This window comes from Mycobacterium timonense (assembly GCF_025821985.1).
GTDB lineage: Bacteria > Actinomycetota > Actinomycetes > Mycobacteriales > Mycobacteriaceae > Mycobacterium > Mycobacterium avium.
The window spans coordinates 43,504-64,775 of record NZ_JACKSY010000113.1; the positions used below are offsets into that span (position 1 = coordinate 43,504).

A 21,272-nucleotide genomic window follows, 5' to 3' on the forward strand; every position below is an offset into this window, starting at 1 on the left:
CAAACCCGACGGAATTGTGATTTGGATCACCTGGCCGGTCTATCCGGGTCCCGTGAGCTGTGCCACATCGGCGGACGCGGCGGTAGCAGCGGTTTGGCGGGTGGATACAGTTCGTCCGTGCGAGTTGCCGAATGCGGCACCGCCCACCAAGAGGCCTAGTAGTTGAGTCGAGCGAAGACAGAGAGTCCATGGACCTTTTCGAGTATCAAGCAAAAGAATTGTTCGCCAAGCACAACGTACCGACCACGCCGGGACGGGTGACCGACACCGCCGAGGGTGCTCGGGACATCGCCGCCGAGATCGGCCGTCCTGTCATGGTCAAGGCGCAGGTCAAGACCGGTGGCCGCGGCAAGGCGGGCGGCGTGAAATATGCCGCCACGCCCGAGGACGCCTACACCCACGCCAAGAACATCCTCGGCCTGGACATCAAGGGCCACGTCGTCAAGAAGCTGCTGGTGTCCGAGGCCAGCGACATCGCCGAGGAGTACTACATCTCCTTCCTGCTGGACCGGGCCAACCGCACCTACCTGGCCATGTGCTCCGTCGAGGGCGGCATGGAGATCGAAGAGGTGGCCGCCACCAAGCCCGAGCGGCTGGCCAAGGTTCCGGTGGACGCCGTCACCGGCGTGGACCTGGCGACCGCGCGGTCCATCGCCGAGAAGGGCCACCTGCCCGCCGAGGTGCTCGACGCGGCCGCGGTCACCATCAACAAGCTGTGGGAGCTCTTCGTCGCCGAGGACGCCACCCTGGTCGAGGTCAACCCGCTGGTGCGCACCCCCGACAACCAGATCCTGGCGCTGGACGGCAAGGTCACCCTGGACGCCAACGCCGACTTCCGGCAGCCCGGCCATGCCGCGTTCGAGGACCGCGACGCCACCGACCCGCTGGAGCTCAAGGCCAAGGAACACGACCTCAACTACGTAAAGCTGGACGGCCAGGTCGGCATCATCGGTAACGGCGCGGGCCTGGTGATGTCCACCCTGGACGTCGTCGCGTACGCGGGCGAGAAACACGGCGGGGTCAAGCCGGCCAACTTCCTCGACATCGGCGGCGGCGCGTCGGCGGAGGTGATGGCGGCGGGCCTGGACGTCATCCTGCACGACAAGCAGGTCAAGAGCGTGTTCGTGAACGTGTTCGGCGGCATCACCTCGTGCGACGCCGTCGCCAACGGCATCGTGACCGCCCTGAACATGCTCGGTGACGAGGCGAACAAGCCGCTGGTGGTTCGGCTCGACGGCAACAACGTCGACCAGGGTCGCCGCATCCTCGCCGAAGCCAACCACCCGCTGGTGATCCAGGCCGAGACCATGGACTCCGGCGCCGACAAAGCCGCCGAGCTGGCGAACAAGTAAGGGAGCCAAGCCATGTCGATCTTTTTGAACAAGGACTCCAAGGTCATCGTCCAGGGCATCACCGGCGGCGAGGGCACCAAGCACACCGCGCTGATGCTCAAGGCCGGCACCCAGGTGGTGGGCGGGGTGAACGCCCGCAAGGCCGGGACCACGGTTTCGCACGTGGACCCGGTCGGCAAGGACGTCGAGCTGCCGGTGTTCGGCACGGTGTCCGAGGCGATGAAGGAGACCGGCGCCAACGTGTCGGTGGTGTTCGTGCCGCCGAAGTTCGCCAAGGACGCGATCATCGAGGCCATCGACGCCGAGATCCCGCTGCTGGTCGTCATCACCGAGGGAATTCCGGTGCAGGACAGCGCATATGCGTGGGCCTACAACGTGGACAAGGGTCAGAAGACCCGCATCATCGGACCCAACTGCCCGGGCATCATCACGCCCGGCGAGGCGCTGGCCGGCATCACCCCGGCCAACATCAGCGGTCCCGGACCGGTCGGGCTGGTGTCCAAGTCCGGCACCCTGACCTACCAGATGATGTACGAGCTGCGCGATTTCGGGTTCTCCACCTCGATCGGCATCGGCGGTGACCCGATCATCGGCACCACCCACATCGACGCCATCGAGGCGTTCGAGAAGGACCCCGACACCAAGATCATCGTGATGATCGGCGAGATCGGCGGCGACGCCGAGGAGCGCGCGGCCGACTACATCAAGGCCCACGTGTCCAAGCCGGTCGTCGGCTATGTCGCGGGATTCACTGCGCCGGAAGGCAAGACGATGGGTCACGCCGGCGCCATCGTGTCCGGCTCGTCGGGCACCGCGGCCGCCAAGAAGGAGGCCCTGGAGGCCGCCGGCGTCAAGGTCGGCAAGACGCCGTCGGAGACGGCCGCGCTGGCCCGAGAGATCCTGCAGAGCCTGTAGCGGCCCGCGGTTGGGGCCCCGGATTTTGCCGGGGCCCGGCCCGCGGTAGATAGTGGGTCTATGAATCTCGACCCGAACACCCCCGTCATCGTCGGGGTGGGGCAGTTCACCGAGCGCATCGAGGACTCCGGGTACCGCGGCATGTCGTCGGTGAAGCTGGCGACGGAAGCGGCGCGGGCGGCGCTGCACGACTGCGGGGCCGACGCCACCGCCGTCGCCGCGGCCGTCGACACCGTCGGCGCGATCCGGCAATTCGAGCTGTCCGGGCGCACGCCCGCGCCCATGGGTAAGTCCAACAACTACCCGCGGTCGGTCGCGCGGCGCATCGGCGCCGCCCCGGCCCGCGCCGTCCTCGAACCCATCGGCGGCCAGGGCCCCCAGCATCTGGTCACCGAGTTCGCCGGCGTCATCGCCGCGGGGGACGCCGAGGTCGTGATGATCTTCGGCTCCGAAAACACTTCCAGCATCCGGTATTTCGCCGACCGGGAGAAGCCGGACCACTCCGAGACGGTCGAGGGTTCCCTCGAGGACCGGGGTTTCGGCTACGAAGGCCTGTTCGACGACTACACCGTCGCCCACGGCCTGATCGGCGCGCCGGCCCAGTACGGGCTGCTGGAGAACGCGCGCCGCGCCCGGCTGGGCTTGAGCGTGGCCGACTACCGGCGCCGGATGGGCGAGCTGTTCGCCCCGTTCACCAAGGTGGCGGCCAAGAACCCGTTCGCGTCCGCCCCGGTGGAACGCAGCGTCGACGAGCTCATCACGGTGACCCCGTCCAACCGGATGATCTGCGATCCCTACCCCCGGCTGCTGGTGGCCCGCGACCAGGTCAACCAGGGCGCGGCCGCGCTGTTGATGTCGGTGGCCGCCGCGCGGCGGTTCCGCGTGCCCGAGGAGCGCTGGGTGTTCCTGCACGGACACGCGGACATGGTGGACCAGCCGCTGCTGGACCGCCTCGACCTGACCTACAACTCGGCGTCGGTGCTGGCGGTCCAGGAGGCGCTGGTCGGGGCGGGCATCGGCATCGACGACGTCTCGACGTTCGATCTGTACAGCTGCTTCCCGGTGCCGGTGTTCAACTTCTGCGACGGCACGAGCCTGGCCACCGACGATCCGCGCGGCCTGACGCTCACCGGCGGCCTGCCGTACTTCGGCGGACCGGGCAACAACTACTCGCTGCACGGCATCGCCGAGACGGTCAGCGAAATGCGGGACCGGCCAGGCCAGTTCGGCTTGGTCGCCGCCAACGGCGGGATCATGAGCAAGTACTCCGTCGGGGTGTACTCGACCACGCCGGTGAACTGGAAACCCGACAACAGCGCCGCGCTGCGCGCCGAGGTCGCCGCCCGTCCCACGGTTCCGGTGACCGTCAGGGCGGACGGTCGCGCGACCATCGAGACCTACACCGTGCGCTACGACTGGCCGGTGCGCACCGGCATCATCATCGGCCGCCTCGACGACGACGGCAGCCGCTTTTTGGCCTTGACCGAGGATCCCGAGCTGGTCGGCCTGCTCAGCGACGGCGAGCCGCTCGGCGCGTCGATCGTGGTCACGGCGACCGAGAAGGACAACCGGGCCACGCTGGCCTGATTCCGCGGCGCGTGCCTGGCCTGGGCGTCACGTCCGTGGCCTGGGTCGTTGTCACACCAGGGCGGCGAGCTTGCCGGCCAGCCGCTCGACGTAGGCGGCGACCTCGTCCTCGGACTTGTCCGGCAGGCCGAACAGCACCTCGGTCACCCCGAGCTCGGCCCATCGGGCCAGCTTCTCGGCGTCCGGCTTGAAGTCGAGCGCCACGATCTGCGGGGCGCCGTCGCGGCCGGCGGCCGCCCAGGTGTCCTGCAGCAGCTTGACCGGTTCGTCGATGTCGAAATCGCGCGGCGTGGTGATCCAGCCGTCGGCGCTGCGCGCGATCCATTTGAAGTTCTTCTCGTTGCCGGCCGCGCCCACCAGCACCGGGATGTGCGGCTGCACCGGCTTGGGCCAGGCCCAGCTGGGCCCGAACTTGACGAACTCGCCGTCGTAGGCCGCTTCTTCCTGCGTCCACAGGGCGCGCATCGCTTCCAGGTATTCGCGCAGCATGGTGCGGCGCCGGCCCGCCGGCACGCCGTGGTCGGCGAGTTCGTCGGTGTTCCAACCGAATCCGACCCCGAGGCTGACCCGGCCGCCGGACAGATGGTCCAGGGTGGCAATGCTCTTGGCCAGCGTGATCGGGTCGTGTTCGACGGGCAGCGCCACGGCGGTGGACAGTCGCACCCGCGAGGTGACGGCACAGGCCGCGCCCAGACTGACCCACGGGTCCAGGGTGCGCATGTAGCGGTCGTCGGGCAGCGACGCGTCGCCGGTGGTCGGGTGCGCGGCCTCCCGCTTGATCGGGATATGCGTGTGTTCCGGCACGTAGAAGGTCGCAAACCCGTGGTCGTCGGCAAGCTTCGCGGCCGCAGCCGGAGAGATGCCACGGTCGCTGGTGAAAAGCACAAGCCCGTAATCCATGCAGTGAATTAGAACGTGTTCTACCTCTGCGGGGCAAGCTGTCGTGATACGGACCGTCTCGCCGCGCGGTCGTCTCCGAAGCCCGCGGGCAAGCCAATGGCGACGGCACCGGCCGTCGCACGTGCGCTAGCGTGGGTGATCGACCGTGTCGCTCGCGCAGTGACGCGCCTGCAAGCACCGCGTCGCATCGCAACCGTGGCGCCCGCTCGGCACTAAAAGGCAGTGGAAGCAACAGGAGGAGCCATGACCTACTCTCCCGGCAGCCCCGGATATCCACCGGCGCAGTCTGGCGGCACCTATGCAGGCGCCACACCATCTTTCGCCAAAGACGACGACGGCAAGAGCAAACTCCCGCTCTACCTCAACATCGCCGTGGTCGCCCTGGGTTTCGCGGCCTACCTGCTGAATTTCGGCCCCACCTTCACCATCGGCGCCGACCTCGGCCCGGGTATCGGCGGCCGCGCGGGTGACGCCGGCACCGCCGTCGTGGTGGCGCTGCTGGCCGCGCTGCTCGCCGGGCTGGGCCTGCTGCCCAAGGCCAAGAGTTATGTGGGCGTGGTGGCGGTCGTCGCGGTGCTCGGCGCGCTGCTGGCCATCACCGAGACGATCAACCTGCCCGCCGGTTTCGCGATCGGCTGGGCGATGTGGCCGCTGGTGGCGTGCGTGGTGCTGCAGGCGATCGCCGCGGTGGTCGTGGTCCTGCTGGACGCCGGGGTGATCACGGCGCCGGCGCCGCGGCCCAAGTACGACCCCTACGCGCAGTACGGCCAGTACGGGCAATACGGCCAGTACGGGCAACAGCCCTACTACGGTCAGCCGGGCGGTCAGCCCGGGGGCCAGCCGGGTGGTCAGCAGCACGGTCAGCAGCATTCGCCGCAGGGCTACGGGTCGCAGTACGGCGGTTACGGCCAAGGCGGCGCTCCGACCGGCGGTTTCGGTGCCCAGCCGTCGCCGCAGTCCGGCCCGCAACAGTCCGCGCAGCAGCAGGGCCCGTCCACACCGCCCACCGGCTTCCCCAGCTTCAGCCCGCCGCCCAACGTCGGCGGGGGGTCGGACTCCGGTTCGGCGACCGCCAATTACTCCGAGCAGGCCGGTGGCCAGCAGTCCTACGGCCAGGAGCCTTCTTCACCGTCTGGGCCGACGCCCGCCTAACGTGCCCTGTCGCGCCTAGTCGGGAACGTGCCCCAGAGTGACACGGGTGGAGGACAACCGGGCAGCGGGCGCTCGCCAGGCGCGTGACCTCGTCAGGGTCGCGTTCGCCCCGGCGGTGGTGGCACTGGTCATCATCGCCGCGGTCACGCTGATCCAGTTGTTGATCGCCAACAGCGACATGACCGGCGCGTTGGGCGCCATCGCCAGCATGTGGCTGGGCGTGCACCAGGTGCCGGTGTCGATCGGCGGCCGCGAACTGGGTGTGCTGCCGCTGCTGCCGGTGTTGCTGATGGTGTGGGCCACGGCGCGCAACACCGCGCGGGCCACCTCGCCGCACTCGTCGTGGTTGGTCATTCGCTGGGTGGTTGCCTCGGCGCTGGGTGGTCCGTTGTTGATGACGGCGGTCGCGCTGGCCGTCATCCACGACGCGTCGTCGGTGATCACCGAGTTGCAGACGCCCAGCGCGCTGCGGGCATTTCTGAGCGTGCTCGTGGTGCATGCCATCGGCGCCGGGATCGGGGTGTGGTCGCAGGTGGGGCCGCGCGCGCTGGCGGCGTCGTCGCTGCCCTATTGGCTGGGTGATTCGTTGCGCGCCGCGACCGCCGGCGTCCTGGCGCTGCTCGGGCTGTCCGGCTTCGTGACCGCCGGGTCGCTGGTGGTGCATTGGGCGACCATGCAGGAGCTCTACGGGATCACCGATTCGATCTTCGGCGAGTTCAGCCTCACCGTGTTGTCAATGCTGTACGCCCCCAACGTCATTGTGGGCACCGCGGCGGTGGCCGTCGGGTCCAGCGCGCACATCGGTTTCGCGACGTTCAGTTCGTTCACCGTGTTCGGCGGGGACATCCCGGCCCTGCCGGTGCTCGCCGCCGTGCCCCGGCCGCCGCTGGGACCGGTGTGGGTTGCGCTGCTCATCATCGGGGCGTCGTCGGGCGTGGCGGTCGGGCAGCAGTGCGCGCGGCGCCCGCTGCCGCCCGTTGCCGCGATGGTCAAACTGCTGGCCGCCTCGGTGGCCGGGGCGTTGGTGATGTCGCTGCTCGCCTACGCCGGCAGCGGCCAGCTGGGCAACTTCGGGCACGTCGGCGTGGACCAGGGTGCGCTGCTGGTCGGGGTCTTCTTCTGGTTCGCGGTGGTCGGCGGGGCCACGGTGGTGATGAGCGGCGGGATCCGGCGCCCCACCCGACGGCTCAAGCCGCGCCCCGCGCCCGCGGCGCCGGTGGCCGAGGAGCACGATTCCGTCTTCGGCGAGGCGGTCGGGCCCGTTGGTGACGTTGCGGGCCTCGACGAGATTGCGGCGGAAGGTGTCGACGAGGTTGCGGCGGAGGGTGTCGACGAATCCCCGGGCGATGCGGGCGAGCGTGAGGGTGACGAGGGTGATCCCGGGGAGCGTGGGTCCGGTGACGCGGGTGCTGCGGGCGAGCGCCGGCCCGGGGAATAGGAACTTTGCCCGCCTCTGAGCGACAACGACGCGTCGGGGGATCGGACTTCGGTGATTGTCGCTCAGAGGCGGGCACTTCCCATGTGCCCCGCCGGCCCGGCGCGCCGGATTGTCGGGCTCCTCAGCGTGCCGTGACGGCACGCATCGTCGCCCACGGTGTCGGATTGTCGGGCTCCTCAGCGTGCCGTGACGGCACGCATCGTCGCCCGACTAGGCTCGCCGATGTGGTCGAACCGCTGCATGTGCCCCCCAATGCGCCGGCGCGGGTGGTGGTGCTGGCTTCGGGTACCGGATCGCTGCTCAGCTCGCTGATCGACGCCGCCGTGGGCGACTACCCGGCCCGGGTGGTCGCGGTCGGCGCCGACCGCGACTGCCTGGCCACCCAGATCGCCGCGGCCGCCTCCCTGCCCTCCTTCACCGTCCGGCTCGGCGACCACCCCGACCGCGCCGCCTGGGACGCCGCGATCACCGAGGCCACCGCCGCCCACTCGCCCGACCTGGTGGTATCCGCAGGGTTTATGAAAATCCTTGGGCCGCAATTTCTTTCACGCTTCTACGGGCGGGTCATCAACACGCATCCGGCGCTGCTGCCGGCCTTCCCGGGCGCACATGGCGTGGCCGAAGCGTTGGCCTACGGCGTGAAAGTCACAGGCTGTACGGTGCACCTGGTGGACGCCGGGACGGACACCGGGCCGATTCTGGCTCAGCAATCCGTTCCGGTGCTCGACGGCGACGACGAACAGACGTTGCACGAACGCATCAAAGTCACCGAACGCAAGCTGCTGGTGGATGTGGTGGCTGCGATCGCGACCGGCGGCCTGACCCTGGTCGGGAGAAAAGCGACGATCGGATGAAAGGCGACCAACCGATGAGCACCGACGACTGGCGGGAAAACGCCAAAAGGCCGATCCGTCGCGCCTTGATCAGCGTGTACGACAAGACCGGTCTGGTCGAGCTCGCCCAGGGACTGACCGAGGCGGGCATCGAGATCGTCTCGACCGGTTCCACCGCGAAGGTCATTGCCGAGAAAGGCATTCCGGTGACCCGGGTCGAGGAGCTGACCGGTTTCCCCGAAGTGCTCGACGGCCGGGTCAAGACACTGCACCCGCGCGTGCACGCCGGACTGCTGGCGGATCTGCGCAAACCCGAACACGCCGCGGCGCTCGAGCAACTCGGCATCGCCGCCTTCGAGCTCGTCGTCGTCAACCTGTATCCGTTCACCGAAACCGTCGACTCCGGCGCCGGCATCGACGAATGCGTCGAACAGATCGACATCGGCGGCCCGTCGATGGTGCGGGCCGCCGCCAAGAACCACCCCAGCGTGGCGGTGGTCGTCGACCCACTCGGCTACGACGGGGTGCTCGCGGCGGTGCGCCACGGCGGATTCACCCTCGCCGAGCGTAAAAGGCTGGCGGCGTTGGCGTTTCAGCACACCGCCGACTACGACATCGCGGTGGCGACGTGGATGGAGTCGACGCTGGCCCCCGAACATCCGCCGACCACCTTCCCGAAGTGGCTGGGCCGCAGCTGGCGCCGCTCGGCGATGCTGCGCTACGGCGAGAACCCGCACCAGCAGGCGTCGCTGTACAGCGACCCGGGTGCCTGGCCGGGCCTGGCGCAAGCCGAGCAGCTGCACGGAAAAGAGATGTCCTACAACAACTTCACCGATGCGGACGCGGCCTGGCGGGCGGCCTTCGACCATGAACAAACGTGTGTGGCAATCATCAAGCACGCCAACCCATGTGGGATCGCGATCTCGTCGACATCGGTCGCCGACGCGCATCGCAAGGCCCACGAATGCGATCCGCTGAGCGCGTTCGGCGGCGTCATCGCCGCCAACACCGAAGTCAGCGTCGAGATGGCCGAATACGTCAGCACCATCTTCACCGAGGTGATCATCGCCCCCGCGTATCAGCCGGCCGCCCTGGACATCCTGACCCGCAAGAAGAACATCCGGGTGCTGGTGGCGTCCGAGCCGCTGACCGGCGGCACCGAACTGCGCCCGATCAGCGGCGGGCTGCTGGTGCAGCAGCGCGACGAACTCGACGCGCACGGCGACAACCCGGCCAATTGGACGCTGGCCACCGGGGCACCCGCCGACCCGGCCACGCTGGCGGACCTGGTGTTCGCGTGGCGGGTGTGCCGCGCCGTCAAATCGAATGCCATCGTGATCGCCGCCGGCGGCGCCACCATCGGCGTCGGCATGGGCCAGGTGAACCGGGTCGACGCCGCCCGGCTGGCCGTCGAACGAGGCGGGGACCGGGTGCGCGGCGCGGTCGCGGCCTCGGATGCGTTCTTCCCGTTCCCCGACGGGCTCGAGACGCTCACCGGCGCCGGGGTGAAGGCCGTCGTGCACCCCGGGGGATCGGTGCGCGACGACGAGGTGACCGCGGCCGCCGCCAACGCCGGCATCACGCTGTATCTCACCGGGGCGCGTCACTTCGCCCACTAGCGATTGGCCGCGATGCCGGTGATGGGGGTCACAAACGCGTCGATTCTCAGTACGATGCGTTCGGGGGAGGACCCGACGGCCCCTGCGAGTTTCCTCCTTTCCTTTCGGGCGGTCGCGGATCGACCTACCTTCCCTTTTCGATACACGGACGGCTGGTCCCGTCCATTTTCGAGAGGAATTGAAATGCGCGAGATTACGAAACGAACGGCTGCTTTCTCCGTTGCGCTTGCGGCCTTCGCGCTGATCGGTGGGGCGTGCAGCAAGTCGAACAACGCCGGGCAGACAACCAGCCCGGCGAGTTCGTCGGCGACCTCCTCGGCGACCTCGGGAACCTCGGGAACCTCGGCGAGCGCGGCACCGTCGGAAAGCACGGGCACCAGCGGCGCCCCGAGTTCGACGCAGATCAACGGCGCCAACGGCACCCCGTACACCGTCGAGGGGCCGATCCTGGCCAAGTACAACGCCCTCGACGACAAGGCGCGCAAGGACTTGGGCGCCCCGACGGGCAACGAGCAGAAGAACCCGGACGGCGGCGTCTACCAGCAATTCGACGGCGGCGTGATCGTTTCCAAGACACAGGCTTATGTGGTGTGGGGCAAGATCCGCGACAAGTGGAACCAGCTGGGCGGGTCGCAGGGCCAGTTGGGCTACCCGACCAGCGACGAGGTGGACACCCCCGACGGCGCGAAGAAGTCGACGTTCGAGCACGGCACCATCACCTGGAAGCCGGGTGACGCCGAGGCCACCGTCACCACCGGTTAGGTACGCCGCGAAGGCCGGGCGTCCCCACGATGCCCGGCCTTCGTGTCGGCACGCAGTGAACGCCCTTCGGATGACGCGTCTGGGCGCTCGTCGTAGCGTGGAGTGGTGACGTCACCGAGCAACCTGCCCCGCACCGTCGGCGAATTGCGTGCCGCCGGACATCGTGAACGGGGAGTCAAGCAGGAAATCCGCGAGAATCTGCTGGCCCGCCTCGCCGAAGGCGGCGACGGTGAGGCCATCTGGCCGGGCATCCTGGGATTCGACGACACCGTCCTGCCTCAGCTGGAGCGGGCGCTGATCGCCGGCCACGACTTCGTGCTGCTCGGTGAGCGCGGCCAGGGCAAGACCCGGCTGCTGCGCGCGCTGGTCGGCCTGCTCGACGAGTGGACGCCCGTGATCGCCGGGGCCGAACTGGGCGAGCACCCGTATTCGCCGATCACGCCGGAGTCCATCCGCAAGGCCGCCACGCTGGGTGACGACCTCCCGGTGGAGTGGAAGCACCGCAGCGAGCGCTACACCGAAAAACTGGCCACCCCGGACACCAGCGTCGCCGACCTGGTCGGCGACATCGACCCGATCAAGGTCGCCGAGGGCCGCAGCCTCGGGGACCCGGAGACCATCGCCTACGGGCTGATCCCGCGGGCACACCGCGGCATCGTCGCCGTCAACGAGCTCCCCGACCTCGCCGAGCGCATCCAGGTGTCGATGCTCAACGTGATGGAGGAACGCGACATCCAGGTCCGCGGCTACACGCTGCGGCTGCCGCTGGACGTGCTGGTGGTGGCCAGCGCCAACCCGGAGGACTACACCAACCGGGGCCGCATCATCACCCCGCTCAAGGACCGCTTCGGCGCCGAGATCCGCACCCACTACCCGCTCGAGTTGTCCGCGGAAGTCGGCGTGATCGCGCAGGAAGCGCACCTGTCCGCCCACGTCCCCGACTACCTGATGCAGATCATCGCGCGGTTCGCGCGTTACCTGCGCGAGTCCAACTCCGTTGACCAGCGGTCCGGAGTGTCGGCGCGGTTCGCGATCGCGGCCGCCGAAACCGTCGCGGCCGCGGCCCGGCACCGCGGCGCCGTGCTGGGCGAGACGGATCCGGTGGCCCGGGTCGTCGACCTGGGCACGGTGATCGACGTGCTGCGCGGCAAGCTGGAATTCGAGTCCGGCGAGGAAGGCCGCGAACAGGCAGTGCTCGAGCACTTGCTGCGCCGCGCGACCGCCGACACCGCGTCGCGGGTGCTGGGCGGCATCGACGTCGGGTCGCTGGTGGCCGCCGTCGAGGGCGGCTCGGCGGTGACGACGGGTGAGCGGGTGTCGGCCAAGGATGTGCTGGCGGCGATCCCCAGCCTGCCGGTGGTGGACAAGATCGCCGACAAGCTGCACGCCCGCTCGGAGGGCGAACGCGCCGCGGCGCTCGAACTTGCGCTGGAGGCACTGTATTTGGCCAAGCGAATCGACAAGGTGTCCGGGGAGGGCCAGACCGTCTATGGCTAACAGGGGCCACTCGTCGCGATACTCGGCGTACACCGGCGGACCCGATCCGCTGGCGCCGCCGGTGGATCTGCGGGAGGCGCTCGAACAGATCGGCCAGGACGTGATGGCCGGCACCTCGCCGCGGCGTGCCCTCTCCGAGCTGCTGCGGCGCGGCACCAAGAACATGCCCGGCGCCGACCGGCTGGCCGCCGAGGCCAACCGGCGGCGACGGGAATTGTTGCGCCGCAACAATTTAGACGGCACCCTGCAGGAGATCAAGAAGCTGCTGGACGAGGCCGTGCTGGCCGAACGCAAGGAGCTGGCCCGCGCGCTCGACGATGACGCCCGGTTCGGTGAACTGCAGCTCGATGCGCTGCCGGCGTCGCCGGCCAAGGCCGTGCAGGAGCTTTCCGAATACAACTGGCGCAGCAGCGAGGCGCGTGAAAAGTACGACCAGATCAAGGATCTACTCGGGCGCGAGATGCTCGACCAACGCTTCGCGGGCATGAAGCAGGCGCTGCAGGGCGCCACCGACGAGGACCGTCAGCGGGTCAGCGACATGCTGAACGACCTCAACGACCTGCTGGACAAGCACGCCAAAGGCCAAGACTCCCAGCAGGACTTCGACGACTTCATGGCCAAGCACGGCGAGTTCTTCCCGGAGAGCCCGCGCAATGTCGAGGAGCTGCTGGATTCGTTGGCCAAGCGCGCCGCCGCCGCGCAGCGGTTCCGCAACAGCCTGTCCGCCGAGCAGCGCGCCGAGCTGGATGCCTTGGCGCAGCAGGCTTTCGGCTCGCCCGACCTGATGCAGGCGCTGAACCGGCTCGACGCGCATCTGCAGGCGGCGCGGCCCGGGGAGGACTGGGGCGGGTCCGAGCAGTTCTCCGGCGACAACCCGTTCGGCATGGGCGAGGGCACCCAGGCGCTGGCCGACATCGCCGAGCTGGAGCAACTGGCCGAGCAGCTGTCGCAAAGCTATCCGGGCGCCACCATGGATGACGTCGATCTGGACGCGCTGGCACGCCAACTCGGCGACCAGGCGGCCGTCGACGCCCGCACGCTCGCCGAGCTGGAACGGGCGCTGGTCAATCAGGGCTTTTTGGACCGCGGGTCCGACGGCCAATGGCGGCTATCGCCGAAGGCCATGCGCCGCCTGGGTGAGACGGCATTACGCGATGTGGCACAACAGCTTTCCGGCCGCCGCGGTGAACGTGACCACCGGCGCGCGGGGGCGGCCGGCGAACTCACCGGCGCCACCCGGCCCTGGCAGTTCGGTGACACCGAGCCGTGGAACATCTCCCGCACCCTGACCAACGCCGTGCTGCGCCAAGCCGGGACGGCCACTCTGGACGGACCGGACGGGCGGTTGAAGATCACCGTCGACGACGTCGAGGTCTCCGAAACCGAGACGCGCACGCAGGCCGCGGTCGCGCTGCTGGTGGACACGTCGTTCTCGATGGTGATGGAGAACCGCTGGCTGCCGATGAAGCAGACGGCGCTGGCGCTCAACCATCTGGTGTGCACCCGGTTTCGTTCGGATGCCTTGCAGATCATTGCTTTTGGCCGCTACGCCCGGACGGTGACCGCCGCCGAGCTGACCGGGCTGGAGGGTGTGTACGAGCAGGGCACCAATCTGCATCACGCGCTGGCGCTGGCGGGCCGGCATCTGCGCCGCCACCCCAACGCGCAGCCCGTGGTGCTGGTGGTCACCGACGGTGAACCGACCGCGCACCTGGAGGACTTCGAGGGCGAGGGCACGACCGTGTTCTTCGACTACCCCCCGCACCCGCGGACCATCGCGCACACCGTGCGCGGCTTCGACGAGATGGCACGGCTGGGGGCGCAGATCACCATCTTCCGGCTGGGCAGCGACCCTGGCCTGGCTCGGTTCATCGACCAGGTGGCCCGGCGCGTCGAGGGGCGCGTGGTGGTGCCCGACCTCGACGGATTGGGAGCGGCCGTGGTGGGCGACTACCTGCGGTCCCGGCGGCGTCGATAGCGACACCGGTCGCGCGACTGAGTTTGACTGTGAAGGAGGAAAACCCGGGTGAGCAAGGTTCCGACGATCGAACTCAACGACGGTGCGCGCATCCCGCAGCTCGGCTTCGGCGTGTATCAGATCAAGCCCGACGAGACTGCCGCGGCGGTGCGGGCGGCTCTGGATATCGGATACCGCCACATCGACACCGCCGAAATGTACGGCAACGAACGGGAAGTCGCTCAGGGTATTCGCGACGCCGGGCTGGATCGATCCGAGGTTTTCGTCACCAGCAAGCTCAACAACGGATTTCACGAACCTGACGCCGCGCGCCGGGCATTCGACGCCACGCTGAAAGCCTTGGGCTCCGACTACGTCGACCTGTTTCTGATCCACTGGCCGCTGCCCACGCTGTACGGCGGCGACTTCGTTTCCACCTGGCGGGTTTTGGAGGAGTTCGCCCGCGACGGCCGCGCCCGCAGCATCGGTGTGTCGAATTTCCAAGTCCCACACCTGGAGCGGCTCGCCACCGAAACCGACACCGTGCCCGCCGTCAACCAGGTCGAGGTGCATCCCTACTTCACCAACGAGAAGGTCCGCGGCTACGCCCGCGAGCACGGCATCGCGATCGAGGCGTGGTCGCCCATCGCGCAGGGCGACGTGCTCGGCGACGCGGTCATCAACCGCATCGCCGACGGTCTCGGCCGCACCGCCGCGCCGGTGGTGCTGCGCTGGCACATCCAGCGCGGCGACATCGTCTTTCCCAAGACGGTCAACCCGGATCGGATGAAATCGAACTTCGAACTGTTCGACTTCGAGCTGGACGAGCGCGCGATGGAGGCGATCTCGGCGCTGGACCGCGGGGAATCCGGGCGACGCGGCCCCAATCCGGACACCTTCGACTACATACCACGCTGACGGCGCAGCATCAAAAAAGCTGCGCGACAGTCCTTTTCGATGCTGCCAAAAGATGCGCCCCTAGGGCCGTGGCCGGCGCGCCTTGCGCCTGATGCCCACCCCGCCCCACAGCGAGAAGCCACGGATGTGCACCGTCGGCGCGCCCGGAGTGCCCTGGCCGGGGACGTCGCGGTCGAAGTTTCCCATCACGCCGCGGCCGTGCACCTCGACGTTGACCTCCGGCGGCAGCAAAATGCTTTGCACGCCCATGATGGACATCGCGTGGATGTCGACCTCGGTCGAGGTGAAGTCGGCGTAGCGCAGATCGACCACACCGCTGCCCCACAGGGTGAAGGTGGTCAGCTTCTTCGGGACGTTCCACCGGCCGCGCCGCTCGAAGCCGCTCAACAAGGCCAGCAGCAGCGTCGAGGGCGCCGGATTCGGTTTGCCGCCGCGGCGCGGGCTGATCGGCGCGCCCGGCAGATCGGCCCGCAGCTGATCGAGTTCCTCGTACGTTTTGGCCGCATAAGCCCTGGTCAGGCGGTCCTCATAGTCGTTGAGCTGCAGCCGGCCCTGCTCGGCCGCATATGCCAGCAACTGTGCAATCTGTATGCGATCAGTATCGGCGGCGCGCGACGGCTCGTCGCGCGTATCCTCCGCATCCCGTTGCGTTGAGTTGCTCATCACCCACGAGCCTACGACGTCCAGCTTTTGCTGCAAGAGGATTGGCTAAACTGCAACCTTGCACCGGCCCACGACGCCGCGCGGCCCGTCCGGCCGCATCCCCTGTTTGACATCTGGCTAACTTATCGGCTGGCTAACTCGTCCAGTTGGGTGACCGCTTCTCCAGGAACGCCAGCATGCCTTCGCGGGCTTCGTCGGACACGAACAGCCGGGCGGATTCCTCAGCCAGCCGCTCGGCGTCCCGGTCGAAGCGCTCCAGCACCGCGGCGGTGGTCAGTGCCTTGGACGCCGCGAGGCCCTGCGGCGAACCGCGGCCCACGTCGGTGACGAGTTGGTCGATCGCGGCGTCTAGGTCCTCGGCGGCCATGGTGATCAACCCGATCTCCTCGGCCCGCCGGGCGTCGAACTTCTCGCCGGTCAGGTAGTAGCGCGCCGCCGCGCGCGCCGACAGCTTCGGCAGCAGCGTCAGCGAGATGATGGCCGGGGCGACGCCGATCCGCGCCTCGGTCAGCGCGAAGCTGCTGCGCGGGCCGGCGACCGCGATGTCGCAGGCGCCCACCAAGCCGAACCCGCCGGCCCGGACGTGGCCGTCGATCGCGGCGATCACCGGCAGTCGGGATTCGACGATGGCGCGCATCAGGGCGGCCATCTCCCGGGCCCGCTCGACGGCCATGTCGTAGGCCGACGAGGGCGACCCGCCGGACCCGGCCTCGCTGAGATCCGCACCCGCGCAGAAGGTGCCGCCGGTATGGGCCAGCACCACCACGCGCACCGCCGGATCCGACGAGGCGTCGCGCAGCCCCTGATGCAACTGGCTGACCAGCGCGGTGGACAGCGCGTTGCGGTTGTGCGGTGAGTTCAGCGTCAGCCGCGCCACCGGACCGCCGGTGGCGGCGGGGCCGGCGTAGTCGACCAGGGCGTCCATCGTCTCAGTAGCTGCGGGGCAGGCCCAGCGAGGTCTGGGCGACGAAGTTGAGCACCATCTCGCGGCTGACCGGGGCGATGCGGCCCAGCCGGGCCGAGGCCAGCATGGCGGCCACACCGTACTCCTTGGTGAGGCCGTTGCCGCCCATCGACTGCACCGCCTGGTCGACCGAGCGGGTAGCCGCCTCGGCCGCAGCATATTTGGCCATGTTGGCGGCCTCGGCCGCGCCCATGTCGTTGCCGGCGTCATACAGGGTGGCCGCCTTCTGCATCATCAGCTTGGCGAGTTCGACCTCGATGTGGCACTGCGCCAACGGATGTGACAGGCCCTGGTGCGCGCCGACCGGGGTGCCCCACACCTGGCGGGTCTTGACGTATTCGGCGGCCCGGGCCAGCGCGAACCGGCCCATCCCGACGGAGCTGGCCGCGCCCATGATGCGTTCGGGGTTGAGCCCGGCGAAAAGCTGTGCGATCGCGGCGTCTTCGGCGCCGACGAGCGCATCCGACGGCAGCCGCACGTCGTCGAGGAAGACCTGGAACTGGCGTTCCGGGCTGATCAATTCCATCTCGATCGGCGTGGCGCTGAAACCGGGCGCATCGGTGGGCACCACGAACAGCGCGGGCCGCAGCTTGCCGGTCTTTGCCTCCTCGGTGCGGGCCACCACCAGCACCGCCTGCGCCTGGTCGATGCCGGAAATGAAAACCTTCTGGCCCTTGAGGATCCAGTCGCTGCCGTCGCGGCGGGCGGTGGTGGTGATCTTGTGCGAGTTGGACCCGGCGTCGGGTTCGGTGATGGCGAACGCCATTGTCAGCGTGCCGTCGGCGATCCCGGGAAGCCAGCGCTTCTTCTGCTCCTCGGTGCCGAACTTGCTGATGATGGTGCCGTTGATGGCCGGCGACACCACCATCAACAGCAGCGCGCTGCCCGCGGCCGCCATCTCCTCCATCACCAGCGACAGCTCGTACATGCCGGCGCCCCCGCCGCCGTACTCCTCGGGCAGGTTCACCCCGAGAAAGCCGAGTTTGCCTGCCTCGGACCACAATTCGTTGGTGTGCTCGTGGGCTCGGGCTTTCCGCAGGTAGTACTCGCTGCCGTAGTTGGATGCCCACTCGGCTACCGCCTTGCGCAACGCCTGACGCTCTTCGTTTTCGATGAAGCTGCTGTCGGTCACTGTGCATCTCCTTCTGATTGCGGCGCTTCCACTCTTGCCAGCACAGCGCCGACTTCGACTTGCTGACCGGTTTTGACATTGAGCTCGGCGAGCACCCCGTCGACTGGGGCGGCGATGGTGTGCTCCATCTTCATGGCTTCCAGCCAGATCAGGGACTGACCGGCGGTGACGGTGTCCCCGATCGCGGCACCGAGCCGGATGACGTTGCCGGGCATGGGCGCCACCAGCGAGCCCTTTTCGACGCTCGAACCGGGCTCGGGGAAGCGCGGCAGCACGGTCAGGTGCACCGGCCCGCGCACCGAATCGACATACACGTCGGCGTCGGCGCCGTGGTAGCGGCGCACCGAGAAGTTGTGCTCGACACCATCGGTGCGCAGCACCACGTCGTCGGCCGTGGCCGACACCAGCTGCACCGACGGGTCATCGGGCAGAACCAAACCGGTTCTGGTGAAACGATATTGGACCCGATGCTCGTGGCCCTCGTCGTCGCGGTAGTCCTTGACCTGAAAGCCCGACGGCAGGTTCCGCCAGCCGCTGGGGATGGCGCCCAGCACCGGGGCGTGAGCGCGGTTTCGCGCGGCGTCGGCGAGAGCGGCCGCGACCGCCGACAGGCGCACCGCCGCCGCGTCGCCCAGCGGCGCCGCCAGCTCGGCCAGGCCGTGGGTGTCGAAAAACGCTGTGTCGGTGGCGCCGTCGAGGAACGCCGGATGCCGCAGCACGTTCACCAGCAGATCGCGGTTGGTGCGCACGCCGTGCACCCGGGTGCGGGTGAGCGCGTCGGCCAGCACCAGCGCCGCCTGACGGCGGGTCGGCGCGTAGGAGATGACCTTGGCCAGCATCGGGTCGTAGTGGATCGACACCGCGAATCCGTCGGTGATACCCGCGTCCAGCCGGATGCCGATCCGCCGCCCCAGTGAGCCGAACTCGGCCCGGACCGAGGGCACCGCGAACGCGTGCACCACGCCGGCCTGCGGCTGCCAACCGCGGGCCGGGTCCTCGGCGTACAGCCGGGCCTCGATCGAATAACCCTGGGCGGCAGGGGGTTCCGCATCCAGGCGGGCGCCGTCGGCGACCGCGAGCTGCAGCTCGACCAGGTCCAGCCCGGTGGTCTCCTCGGTGACCGGGTGTTCGACCTGCAGCCGGGTGTTCATCTCCAGGAAGTAGAACTCTCCGTCGTCATCGGCGAGGAACTCGACCGTCCCGGCCCCGGTGTAGCCGATGACGCCGGCGGCCAGCCGGGCCGCCTCGAACAGCTTGGCGCGCATCCCCGGTGTGCGCTCCACCAGCGGTGAGGGGGCCTCCTCGATGATCTTCTGGTGACGGCGCTGAATCGAACATTCGCGTTCGCCGACCGCCCACACCGTGCCGTGGGCATCGGCCAGCACCTGAACCTCGACGTGGTGACCGGTGGGCAGATAGCGTTCGCAGAACACCGTCGGATCACCGAACGCCGACTGCGCCTCACGGCGCGCGGCCTCCACTTCGCCACGCAGGGCGGACAATTCGTGCACCACCCGCATGCCGCGGCCGCCACCGCCCGCGGACGCCTTGACCAGCACCGGCAGTTGGGCCTCGGTGACGGTGTCGGGGTCGAGCTCGTCGAGCACCGGCACTCCGGCGGCGGCCATCAGCTTTTTCGACTCGATCTTGGAGCCCATCGCGCGCACCGCATCCACCGGCGGACCGACCCAAGTCAGTCCGGCGTCGGCGACAGCGGTCGCGAAATCGGCGTTCTCGGAGAGGAATCCATATCCGGGATGTAGCGCGTCGGCGCCGGCCGCGCGGGCGGCGCCGATGATGGCCTCGATGTTGAGGTAGTCGGTGGTGTTCGGCAACCGCACCCGGGCGTCGGCTTCGGCGACATGCGGCGCGCCGGCATCGGGGTCGGTGTAGACGGCGACGGTGCTCACCCCCAGCCGTCGGCAGGTAGCGAACACCCGCCGGGCGATCTCGCCGCGGTTGGCAACCAGTACTCGCGTGATTCCCATCGGGCTCACATCCGAAAGACGCCGAAGTTCGACGTCCCCTCGATCGGGCCATTGGCTATGGCGGACAAACACATTCCCAATACCGTGCGGGTGTCTCGTGGATCGATCACCCCGTCGTCGTAGAGCATTCCGGACAGCACCAGCGGCAGCGACTCCGCTTCGATCTGGCCTTCCACCGCCGCCCGCATCGCCGCGTCGGCCTGCTCGTCGAACTGCTGGCCGCGGGCCTCGGCCGCCGCGCGGGCCACGATGGACAGCACGCCGGCCAGCTGGGCGCCGCCCATCACCGCGGACTTCGACGTCGGCCAGGCGAACAGGAAACGCGGGTCGTAGGCGCGGCCGCACATGCCGTAGTGGCCCGCGCCGTAGGAGGCGCCGATCAACAGCGAGATGTGCGGCACCGTCGAGTTGGACACGGCGTTGATCATCATCGACCCGTGCTTGATCATCCCGCCCTCTTCGTAGTCCTTGCCTACCATGTAGCCGGTGGTGTTGTGCAGGAACAGCAATGGCGTGTTGGAGCGGTTGGCCAGCTGGATGAACTGGGTGGCCTTTTGCGACTCCTCGCTGAACAGCACACCGCGCGCGTTGGCCAGGATGCCGATCGGATAGCCGTGCAGCCGGGCCCAGCCGGTCACCAGCGACGAGCCGTACAGCGGCTTGAATTCGTCGAACTCGGAGCCGTCGACGATGCGGGCGATCACTTCCCGCGGATCGAACGGGATGCGCAGATCGGCGGGCACGATGCCGATGAGCTCTTCGGTGTCGAACAGCGGCTCGGTGACCGGTTTGGGTGTGGGGCCCTGCTTGACCCAGTTCAACCGGGCCACGATGCGCCGGCCGATGCGGATCGCGTCGAGTTCGTCTACGGCGAAGTAGTCGGCCAAACCCGAGACCCGGGCATGCATTTCGGCCCCACCCAGTGATTCGTCGTCGGATTCCTCACCGGTGGCCATCTTCACCAGCGGCGGACCGGCCAGGAACACCTTGGAACGTTCCTTGATCATCACCACGTGATCCGACATGCCCGGGACGTAGGCGCCGCCCGCCGTGGAGTTTCCGAAAACCAAAGCGATGGTGGGGATTCCGGCAGCCGACAGCCGGGTCAGGTCGCGGAACATCCGTCCGCCGGGGATGAAGATCTCCTTCTGGGTGGGCAGGTCCGCCCCGCCGGACTCCACCAGGGAGATCACCGGAAGCCGGTTCTCGAAGGCGATTTGGTTGGCCCGCAGGATCTTCTTCAGGGTCCACGGGTTGCTGGTGCCGCCTTTGACCGTGGGGTCATTCGCCACGATCATGCATTCGACGCCCTCGACCACGCCGATACCGGTGACGGTGCTGGCGCCGACCTTGAAGGAGCTGCCCCAGGCCGCCAGGGGGCTCAGCTCCAGGAACGGCGAGTCCTGGTCGACCAGCAGTTCGATGCGTTCCCGCGCCGTCAGCTTGCCCCGGGCGTGGTGGCGTTCAACGTATTTCGGTCCGCCGCCGGCCAGCGCGTTGGCGAGTTCGGTGTCGATCTCCTCGAGTTTCGCCATCGCCGCCGACGCCGCGTCGGTGAAGGCGGTGGCCTCGCGGTCGAGGGTGGACTGCAGCAC

17 protein-coding genes are annotated in these 21,272 nt (G+C 68.7%); 11 read left to right on the plus strand and 6 right to left on the minus strand.

Annotated features, from left to right (window positions below; all coding sequences use genetic code 11):
* The first annotated feature begins 188 nt into the window (after positions 1-188).
* From sucC to H7I87_RS26750, 3 genes are read left to right on the plus strand one after another with little or no spacing between them, the layout of a single operon-like run.
* The gene (gene sucC, locus H7I87_RS26740; RefSeq protein WP_003872832.1) at positions 189-1,352 is read left to right on the plus strand and encodes an ADP-forming succinate--CoA ligase subunit beta; all 1,164 of its coding nucleotides are present in this window, start codon (positions 189-191) and stop codon (positions 1,350-1,352) included.
* Positions 1,353-1,364: 12 nt separating this feature from the next.
* Positions 1,365-2,267: a succinate--CoA ligase subunit alpha gene (gene sucD, locus H7I87_RS26745; protein WP_011723923.1), complete on the plus strand. Its 903-nt coding sequence runs from the start codon at positions 1,365-1,367 to the stop codon at positions 2,265-2,267.
* Between the two features lie 60 nt (positions 2,268-2,327).
* Complete coding sequence (locus tag H7I87_RS26750; RefSeq protein WP_011723924.1) at positions 2,328-3,854, plus strand: acetyl-CoA acetyltransferase; 1,527 nt, start codon at positions 2,328-2,330, stop codon at positions 3,852-3,854.
* A gap of 51 nt (positions 3,855-3,905) precedes the next feature.
* Here H7I87_RS26750 and H7I87_RS26755 read toward each other — a convergent pair whose 3' ends face one another.
* A complete protein-coding gene (locus H7I87_RS26755; protein WP_019732630.1) occupies positions 3,906-4,754 on the minus strand; it encodes an LLM class F420-dependent oxidoreductase in 849 nt (282 codons plus the stop codon).
* Between the two features lie 243 nt (positions 4,755-4,997).
* Here H7I87_RS26755 and H7I87_RS26760 point away from each other — a divergent pair, with 243 nt between their 5' ends.
* The 8 genes from H7I87_RS26760 to H7I87_RS26795 all read left to right on the plus strand — a co-directional run bounded on the left by H7I87_RS26760 (position 4,998) and on the right by H7I87_RS26795 (position 14,930).
* Positions 4,998-5,906, plus strand: coding sequence for a DUF5336 domain-containing protein (locus H7I87_RS26760; RefSeq protein WP_011723926.1), 909 nt, complete (start codon positions 4,998-5,000; stop codon positions 5,904-5,906).
* Between the two features lie 46 nt (positions 5,907-5,952).
* Positions 5,953-7,344 (plus strand): cell division protein PerM, encoded by a 1,392-nt coding sequence (locus H7I87_RS26765; protein ID WP_011723927.1) that lies wholly within the window; start codon positions 5,953-5,955, stop codon positions 7,342-7,344.
* A gap of 224 nt (positions 7,345-7,568) precedes the next feature.
* On the plus strand, positions 7,569-8,198 hold the full coding sequence (purN, locus tag H7I87_RS26770) for a phosphoribosylglycinamide formyltransferase (RefSeq protein WP_003872825.1): 630 nt from the start codon (positions 7,569-7,571) through the stop codon (positions 8,196-8,198).
* A 14-nt stretch (positions 8,199-8,212) separates the two neighbouring features.
* Positions 8,213-9,796: a bifunctional phosphoribosylaminoimidazolecarboxamide formyltransferase/IMP cyclohydrolase gene (gene purH, locus H7I87_RS26775; protein ID WP_024636987.1), complete on the plus strand. Its 1,584-nt coding sequence runs from the start codon at positions 8,213-8,215 to the stop codon at positions 9,794-9,796.
* A 183-nt stretch (positions 9,797-9,979) separates the two neighbouring features.
* Positions 9,980-10,558 (plus strand): LGFP repeat-containing protein, encoded by a 579-nt coding sequence (locus H7I87_RS26780; protein ID WP_011723929.1) that lies wholly within the window; start codon positions 9,980-9,982, stop codon positions 10,556-10,558.
* Positions 10,559-10,660: 102 nt separating this feature from the next.
* Positions 10,661-12,055 (plus strand): sigma 54-interacting transcriptional regulator, encoded by a 1,395-nt coding sequence (locus H7I87_RS26785; protein ID WP_003872822.1) that lies wholly within the window; start codon positions 10,661-10,663, stop codon positions 12,053-12,055.
* Positions 12,048-14,033, plus strand: coding sequence for a vWA domain-containing protein (locus H7I87_RS26790; protein WP_019733868.1), 1,986 nt, complete (start codon positions 12,048-12,050; stop codon positions 14,031-14,033). The genes H7I87_RS26785 and H7I87_RS26790 overlap by 8 nt, the downstream gene beginning before the upstream one ends.
* 48 nt (positions 14,034-14,081) lie before the next feature.
* Complete coding sequence (locus tag H7I87_RS26795; RefSeq protein ID WP_011723931.1) at positions 14,082-14,930, plus strand: aldo/keto reductase; 849 nt, start codon at positions 14,082-14,084, stop codon at positions 14,928-14,930.
* A 60-nt stretch (positions 14,931-14,990) separates the two neighbouring features.
* Here the strand turns inward: H7I87_RS26795 and H7I87_RS26800 are convergent, their stop codons facing one another.
* The 5 genes from H7I87_RS26800 to H7I87_RS26820 form a co-directional block, all read right to left on the minus strand.
* On the minus strand, positions 14,991-15,593 hold the full coding sequence (locus H7I87_RS26800; RefSeq protein ID WP_003877494.1) for a DUF1707 SHOCT-like domain-containing protein: 603 nt from the start codon (positions 15,591-15,593) through the stop codon (positions 14,991-14,993).
* Between the two features lie 133 nt (positions 15,594-15,726).
* Positions 15,727-16,518: an enoyl-CoA hydratase family protein gene (locus tag H7I87_RS26805; RefSeq protein ID WP_011723933.1), complete on the minus strand. Its 792-nt coding sequence runs from the start codon at positions 16,516-16,518 to the stop codon at positions 15,727-15,729.
* A gap of 4 nt (positions 16,519-16,522) precedes the next feature.
* Positions 16,523-17,689, minus strand: a complete 1,167-nt coding sequence (locus H7I87_RS26810; protein ID WP_011723934.1) for an acyl-CoA dehydrogenase family protein — start codon at positions 17,687-17,689, stop codon at positions 16,523-16,525.
* On the minus strand, positions 17,686-19,677 hold the full coding sequence (locus H7I87_RS26815) for an acetyl/propionyl/methylcrotonyl-CoA carboxylase subunit alpha (protein WP_011723935.1): 1,992 nt from the start codon (positions 19,675-19,677) through the stop codon (positions 17,686-17,688). The genes H7I87_RS26810 and H7I87_RS26815 overlap by 4 nt, the downstream gene beginning before the upstream one ends.
* A 5-nt stretch (positions 19,678-19,682) precedes the next feature.
* Positions 19,683-21,272 carry an acyl-CoA carboxylase subunit beta gene (locus H7I87_RS26820; RefSeq protein ID WP_085988239.1) on the minus strand — a complete coding sequence of 530 codons (1,590 nt, stop codon included), beginning with the start codon at positions 21,270-21,272 and terminating at the stop codon, positions 19,683-19,685.

Bases quoted from the DNA above. Each gene is read 5' to 3' on its own strand.
- sucD (WP_011723923.1), top strand. From the start codon at position 1,365: ATGTCGATCTTTTTGAACAAGGACTCCAAGGTCATCGTCCAGGGCATC.
- purH (WP_024636987.1), top strand. From the start codon at position 8,213: ATGAGCACCGACGACTGGCGGGAAAACGCCAAAAGGCCGATCCGTCGC.
- H7I87_RS26815 (WP_011723935.1), bottom strand. From the start codon at position 19,677: ATGGGAATCACGCGAGTACTGGTTGCCAACCGCGGCGAGATCGCCCGG.
- H7I87_RS26780 (WP_011723929.1), top strand. From the start codon at position 9,980: ATGCGCGAGATTACGAAACGAACGGCTGCTTTCTCCGTTGCGCTTGCG.
- H7I87_RS26760 (WP_011723926.1), top strand. From the start codon at position 4,998: ATGACCTACTCTCCCGGCAGCCCCGGATATCCACCGGCGCAGTCTGGC.
- H7I87_RS26750 (WP_011723924.1), top strand. From the start codon at position 2,328: ATGAATCTCGACCCGAACACCCCCGTCATCGTCGGGGTGGGGCAGTTC.
- H7I87_RS26805 (WP_011723933.1), bottom strand. From the start codon at position 16,518: ATGGACGCCCTGGTCGACTACGCCGGCCCCGCCGCCACCGGCGGTCCG.
- sucC (WP_003872832.1), top strand. From the start codon at position 189: ATGGACCTTTTCGAGTATCAAGCAAAAGAATTGTTCGCCAAGCACAAC.
- H7I87_RS26800 (WP_003877494.1), bottom strand. From the start codon at position 15,593: ATGAGCAACTCAACGCAACGGGATGCGGAGGATACGCGCGACGAGCCG.
- H7I87_RS26790 (WP_019733868.1), top strand. From the start codon at position 12,048: ATGGCTAACAGGGGCCACTCGTCGCGATACTCGGCGTACACCGGCGGA.
- H7I87_RS26755 (WP_019732630.1), bottom strand. From the start codon at position 4,754: ATGGATTACGGGCTTGTGCTTTTCACCAGCGACCGTGGCATCTCTCCG.